At 68.5% G+C, this 6319-nt stretch carries 6 protein-coding genes; 1 reads left to right on the plus strand and 5 read right to left on the minus strand.

The window, feature by feature from the left end; translation table 11 throughout:
- Positions 1–5: 5 nt before the first annotated feature.
- The 3 genes from ACOADB_RS04255 to ACOADB_RS04265 all read right to left on the minus strand — a co-directional run bounded on the left by ACOADB_RS04255 (position 6) and on the right by ACOADB_RS04265 (position 3984).
- Positions 6–1034, minus strand: coding sequence for an inorganic phosphate transporter (locus ACOADB_RS04255; RefSeq protein WP_378596681.1), 1029 nt, complete (start codon positions 1032–1034; stop codon positions 6–8).
- Between the two features lie 2 nt (positions 1035–1036).
- The gene (locus ACOADB_RS04260) at positions 1037–1654 is read right to left on the minus strand and encodes a DUF47 domain-containing protein (RefSeq protein ID WP_378596682.1); all 618 of its coding nucleotides are present in this window, start codon (positions 1652–1654) and stop codon (positions 1037–1039) included.
- Between the two features lie 188 nt (positions 1655–1842).
- Positions 1843–3984: an RNA degradosome polyphosphate kinase gene (locus ACOADB_RS04265; protein WP_378596683.1), complete on the minus strand. Its 2142-nt coding sequence runs from the start codon at positions 3982–3984 to the stop codon at positions 1843–1845.
- 86 nt (positions 3985–4070) lie between these two features.
- On the opposite strand from ACOADB_RS04265, the gene ACOADB_RS04270 reads away from it, so the two are divergent.
- A complete protein-coding gene (locus tag ACOADB_RS04270; protein WP_378596684.1) occupies positions 4071–5105 on the plus strand; it encodes an alpha/beta hydrolase in 1035 nt (344 codons plus the stop codon).
- A gap of 5 nt (positions 5106–5110) precedes the next feature.
- Here ACOADB_RS04270 and ACOADB_RS04275 read toward each other — a convergent pair whose 3' ends face one another.
- Entirely contained in the window at positions 5111–5704 is a 594-nt protein-coding gene (locus ACOADB_RS04275) for a hypothetical protein (RefSeq protein ID WP_378596685.1), read from the minus strand.
- 11 nt (positions 5705–5715) lie between these two features.
- On the minus strand, positions 5716–6319 hold a 604-nt coding region (locus ACOADB_RS04280), incomplete at its 5' end, for a hypothetical protein (protein ID WP_378596686.1).

A 6319-nucleotide genomic window follows, 5' to 3' on the forward strand; every position in this document is an offset into this window, starting at 1 on the left:
TCGGCTCAAAGGAGCAGGAGGCTGAGGATCTCGTAGCATCCCCAGGCCGCGAGGGCAGCGGCCGGGAAGGTCGACACCCAGGCGGTGAGGATGGTGCGTGCCATGCCCCACTTGACCGCGTTGAAGCGCTTGGTGGCGCCGGCGCCCATGACGGCCGAGGTGATCGTGTGGGTCGTCGAGATGGGCGCGTGGAAGATGAACGCCGTCGAGTAGAGCACCGTGGCGCCGACCGACTCGGCAGCGAAGCCGCGCGGCGGGTCCAGGTCGATGATCTTGCGACCGAGCGTGCGCATGATGCGCCAGCCGCCGGCGTACGTCCCGGCCGAGATGGCGCCTGCCGCAAGGAGGACCACCCAGATGGGCAGCGTCTCGATGTTGTACGACGCCGGGTAGGCGATGACCAGCGTCAGCAGGATGACGCCCATCGTCTTCTGGGCGTCCTGCAGGCCGTGGCCGAGCGCGAGCGCGGCAGCCGAGACGGTCTGCATGCCCCGGAAGCCGCGGTTGATCTTGTGCGGGTTGCCCTTGCGGAAGATCCACATGATCGACGTCATGACCACGAACGCTGCACAGAAGCCGAAGAGCGGCGACAGCACCATCGGGATGAGGACCTTCTGGACGATGGTGTCCCACTTGACGGCGACACCGCCGGCGATCGCGGCGCCCACCAGGCCGCCGATGAGGGCGTGTGAGGAGGACGACGGGAGGCCGTAGTACCAGGTGATCAGGTTCCAGATGATCGCGCCGAGCAGGCCCGCCATCACGACCACGAGACCGTGATGGACCCCGACCAGGAGATGGCCGGTCTTGTCCTCGATCGTGATCACGTCGGCGACGGTCTTCGCGACCTCCTGCCCCAGCAGGGCGCCGAGGAAGTTCATGATCGCGGCCAGGGTCAGGGCGATCCGGGGCGTGAGCGCACGGGTCGACACCGACGTCGCGATGGCGTTCGCCGCGTCGTGGAAGCCGTTGGTGTAGTCGAAAACGAGCGCGATGACGACCACGGCGATCACGATCGCCAGGGTGAGGGACACGCTCAGCCTTCCTTGACGGCGATCTGCTCCACCGTGTTGGCGACCCGCTCGAACGCGTCGATGGCGCCCTCGAGGGACTCGACGATGTCCTTGAGCTTGAGGACCTCGATGGTCGCGAACTCGCCCGAGAACAACTTGGCCAGCGTGCGCCGGTGGTTGCGGTCGCCGGTGTTCTCGAGACGGTTGATCTCGATCCAGTAGTCGTCGAGCGACTGCATCGACTGCAGGCGCGGCATCGCCGCGGCCGTCAGCTCGGCACAGCGCTGGAGCACCTCGACCTGCTCGGAGAGCTCGGGAGGCAAGGTCTTCACTTCGTAGAGCAGGATGAGGTCGACGGCCTCGTCCATCATGTCCATGCAGTCGTCGAGGCCCGACCCGAGCGCGTAGATGTCCTCGCGGTCGAAGGGCGTCACGAAGGTGCTGTTGACCTTCTTGACGATCGAGTGCGTGGTCTCGTCGCAGGCGTGCTCGGCGGCGCGCATGCGCTCGGCGACGTCGGCCTTGTCGGAGTCGTCGGACAGCATCTCGGCGAGGAGCTCGGCTCCACCCACCAGATGCTGAGCCGACTCCGCGAAGAGTACGTAGAAGGAGTTATCGACCGGACGGAGACGCAGACCCACAAGTACTCCCGTTGAGGCGGAGACGAACGGCTTCATGCTAGGGGGAAACGCTCGGATGAACGCAAACCCACAGCACCGCAGACAGTGTGGCACGTCCCACGCTCAACGGCGCACTGGCGGGGCCATCGCGTGTTCGTGCAGGTCAGAGGGGGTGTTGCCACCCCTCCGGGGTGTCGTCGGCCGTCGGATCAGGGCGAAAGTCGGCGGTGCCGCTGGGCCTCGATCAGGGTCTCCTGGAGGTGGATCTCGCCGTCATTGCGCTGCCACTGGCCGTCCGCGCCGAGTTCCCACGCCTGCGTGGTGGGTGCGAACGCGAGGTCCAGCAGGCGTCGTACCTCGTCACGACTCTGCTCGGGAAGCCGGACCAGCACCTCGACCCGACGGTCCAGGTTGCGGTGCATCATGTCGGCCGAGCCGATCCAGGTGACCGGCTCGCCGCCGCCCTCGAAGTCGAAGATCCGGCTGTGTTCGAGGAATCGTCCCAGGATGGAGCGGACCTTGATGTTCTCGCTCAGGCCGGGGACTCCGGGGCGCAGCGAACAGATGCCGCGGACGAGCAGTTCGACGGGTACGCCCTCGCAGGACGCGAGGTAGAGCGCGTCGATGAGCGGCTCGTCGACGATGGAGTTCGCCTTGAACCGGACTCCGGCGGGTCGTCCCGCCTGGTGGTGCGCGATCTCTGCGTGGATCTGGTCGATCAGGCCGCTGCGCACCGAGTCCGGTGCCACCAGCAGCTCTTCGTAGGTCGCCTTGCGCGACCAGCCGGACAGGTTGTTGAAGAGGTGGGCGACGTCCTCGCCGATGGCCTCGTTCGTCGTGAGCAGGCCGAGGTCCTCGTAGGTGCGCGAGGTCTTCGGGTTGTAGTTGCCCGTGCCGATGTGGGTGTAGCGCCGGATGCCCTCGGGCTCGTCGCGGACCACCATCGCCAGCTTGCAGTGCGTCTTGAGGCCGACCAGGCCGTGGACGACATGGCAGCCGGCCTGCTCCAGCTTGCGGGCCCAGCGGATGTTGGCCTGCTCGTCGAAGCGGGCCTTGATCTCGACCAGTACCAGTACTTGCTTGCCTGCTTCGGCGGCGTCGATGAGGGCGTCGATGATCGGCGAGTCACCCGAGGTGCGGTAGAGCGTCTGCTTGATCGCCAGCACGTGCGGGTCCGCAGCGGCCTGCTCGATGAAGCGCTGCACGGACGTCGCGAACGAGTCGTACGGGTGGTGCAGCAGTACGTCGCGGCGGCGCAGCGCCTTGAAGACGTCGACCGGTGCAGCGGACTCCACCTCGGCCAGCCGGGTGTGGGTGACGGGTACGAACGAGGGGTACTTCAGGTCCTCGCGCGGCAGGTCGGCGATGGAGTGCAGGCCGCGCAGGTCGAGCGGACCGGGGAGCCGAAAGACCTCCTCCTCGGTGACGTCGAGCTCGGAGACGAGCAGCTCGAGCACGGACGGGTCGATCGACTCCTCGACCTCCAGGCGCACCGGCGGGCCGAACTTGCGGCGCAGCAGCTCCTTCTCGAGCGCAGCGAGGAGGTTCTCGGCGTCGTCCTCCTCGACCTCCAGGTCCTCGTTGCGGGTGACCCGGAAGGTGTGCACCTCCAGCACCTCCATGCCGGGGAACAGCCGGCCGAGGTGGGCGCCGATGACGTCCTCGAGCGGGACGAAGCGCGCGTTGCCGAGCGAGACGAAGCGGTCGAAGTTCGAGGGCACCTTCACTCGCGCGAAGAGCTCCTTGCCGGACTTCGGGTTGCGGATCAGGACCGCGAGATTCAACGAGAGGCCCGAGATGTAGGGGAATGGGTGGGCCGGGTCGACGGCGAGGGGCGTCAGGACCGGGAACACGCGCTCCTTGAAGAGACGCTTGCAGAACTTCTGCTCGTCGCGTTCGAGGTCGGCCCAACGCACGAGCTCGATGCCCTCGTCGCGCAGGGCGGGCACGATCTTGTGGTGGAAGACGTCGGTCTGGCGGCGGCTGAGTGCCGACGTCTGGGACCAGATCGCCTCGAGGACCTCGCGCGGCATCATTCCGCTCGCGGCCCGCACCGCGAGGCCGGTCGCGATCCGGCGCTTGAGCCCGGCCACCCGGACCATGAAGAACTCATCGAGGTTGCTCGTGAAGATCGCGAGGAAGCGGGTGCGCTCGAGGAGCGGCAGCCCTTCATCTTCAGCCAGCTCGAGCACACGCTCGTTGAAGTGGAGCCAGGAGAGCTCGCGGTCCAGGAAGCGGTCCGCGGCATCGGCGATCGTGTCCTCCAGTGCGGACGAGGGCACGTACGGCGGGACGGCGGTGAGGCCGGGCGCCCCAGGGGTCCCGGGAGTGGCGTGCTGCTCGGTGGACATGCAGCGAGTGTGGCAGTTCAGGGTGAACGGAAGGTGACCACGAGCCGGGTGGCCCCGGGCCCGGTGCGCTCAGTAGGTTGAGGCGCGTGAGCCTGCAGACCGCCGTCGAGACCCGCTTCCTGACGTCGCTCATGGCGCTTCCGGAGAAGGTGCAGCGCGTCCTGGCCGGACGCCCGCTCGTTCTCGACGGACAGACGCTCGCCACCGACCTGCAGCTGATGCTGCGGGTGCAGCGCCTGGCGCGCAAGCGAGCGATGGTGGAGGTGCCGGACATCGCGCTGGGCCGGGCCGACATGTTGTCCAATGCGCAGATCGTGGGCGGCACACCGCCGATCGGTGCCGTTCAAGACCTCACGGTGGCTGGACTTCCCGCGCGGCACTACCTCCCCCACGGCCCGCGTTCCGCCACGGCAGGGCGTCCCGTGCTGTTGTTCTTCCACGGCGGCGGATTCATGTACGGCGACCTCGACAGCCACGACGCGCCCTGTCGCGTGCTGGCGGAGGAATCCGGCGTACCCGTGCTGGCGATCGAGTGGGGCCTCGGGCCCGAGCGCCCCTTCCCGGGCGGCTTCGACGACGCCGAGGCCGCGCTGCGCTGGGTGTTCGAGCACGCAGGGGAGCTCGGTGTCGATCCGACCCGGATCGGTGTGGCCGGTGACTCCGCCGGAGGGGCAGTCGCCGCGTGGACCGCCATCGCGGCTGCGCGTGCTGGTCTGCCGCTCGCGTTCCAGCTCCTCGTCTATCCGTGCACCTGGCCGGACCGCGACACCGAGAGCTTGCGGCTCTTCGGCGAGGACCTCTTCCTCACGGCCGACTACATGGCGATGGTCGACCGCACCTATCTCCCGACCGCGGCGGACCTGACGGACGAGCGGGTGCACCTGCTCGGAGCCGAGCTGCCCGCCGGGCTCGCGCCGGCGTACGTGGCGACCGCTGGGTTCGACCCGCTGCGTGACGAGGGAGAGGCCTACGCACGTCGCCTGGCCGATGCCGGCGTGGCCATGGAACTGCGACGGTACGTCGACCAGATCCACGGCTTCCTGAACATCGTGGGCGCGGGGCGCACAAGCCGGGCCGCCGTACTCGAGATCGCCGGCAAGGTGCGAGCGGCCCTGGGCTGAGGGACTCAGACCTCGGGACGGTACTCCCGGAGTTCCTGCAGGAAGCTCTGCGGGTCGACCATCGATGCGTCGATGACGAAGGGATCCAGGCCGCGACGCGGGAAGTGCACGGCCCAGTCGGAATCACCGGGACGACCGACGACCAGCACCTGGGTCTCGGGCTTCTTCACGTCGAAGCGGTGCGTCGACTCGCCGTGCTTGACGTAGACGACGCCACGCGCGACCTCGACCTCGACGGGGATGATCCGTGTGCGTGCCGCGCCCCACGCCAGCCCGATGGTCAGGGCAAGCATCGCGAGGCCGAACAGGCTCCCCAGCTTGCCGTTGAGCATGGCCAGCAGCGTCACCATGCCGGCCACCGCAGCAGTGGCGCCCAGGATGAAGGAGAGCACGCGGGGGTCGCTGCCGTCGCCGGTCAGTCGGTCGCCCGCGGAGTCCCCGTCGAAGAGCGACAGGGAACCGGCCTTCGACTCCGCAGCCGCATGGGCGGCGATCTGGGCCCGCGCGGAGGTGAGCTCGTCACTGAGGCGTCGTACCTCTGCCTCGGCGTCGGCGCAGCGGCGGGCGAGAGCATCCCGCTCGGCCTGGAGCGGGGTCACCGGGTCGGTGCCTAGAGGTCCGGTTTCCACTGCCGCAGAGCCTCCATGAAGGTGTGGGGGTCGACCATCCGCGAATCGATGGCGACCGGGGACATGCTGCGACGCAGGATCAGGACCCGCCAGTTGCGCTGCCCGGCCGAACCGGTCTGCTCGATCTTGGTGTTCGGGCTGGTCAGGTCGAACCGGCTGCTCGTGTCACCGACCGTCACCTTGAGCAGGCCGGCCTCGTCGATGTGGACGCTGCGCGAGGTGTTGCTCATCTTGAGCGCGTACATCAGCAGGATCGCGGCCGCGCCGGTCATCGTGCCGCTCAGGGCGATGTCGTCGCGGAGGGTGCCGATGATCGCCATCCGGGCAACCACGGCCGCACAGGCCAGGGCCGCGAGGATCGCGATCGGGCCGAGGCTGTCGTTGCCCCGCTTGGCGTGGAACGGGATCCCCTTGGTCGCCGGGGCGGCGCTCACGGCGGCGACGACCGCAGTCGCGTGGTCGTCGCGCTCGGGTTCCGCGACGGGTGCTTCCTCGACGGGCTCGGGCTCCTCGTCGGCGACCTCGTCAACCGGCTCACGCTCGTCAACCGGCTCAGGCTCGACGACGGGCTCGGCCTCTTCGGCG

The organism is Nocardioides sp. CPCC 206348 (assembly GCF_048654705.1).
Lineage (GTDB): Bacteria > Actinomycetota > Actinomycetes > Propionibacteriales > Nocardioidaceae > Nocardioides.

Bases quoted from the DNA above. Each gene is read 5' to 3' on its own strand.
- ACOADB_RS04265 (WP_378596683.1), bottom strand. From the start codon at position 3,984: ATGTCCACCGAGCAGCACGCCACTCCCGGGACCCCTGGGGCGCCCGGC.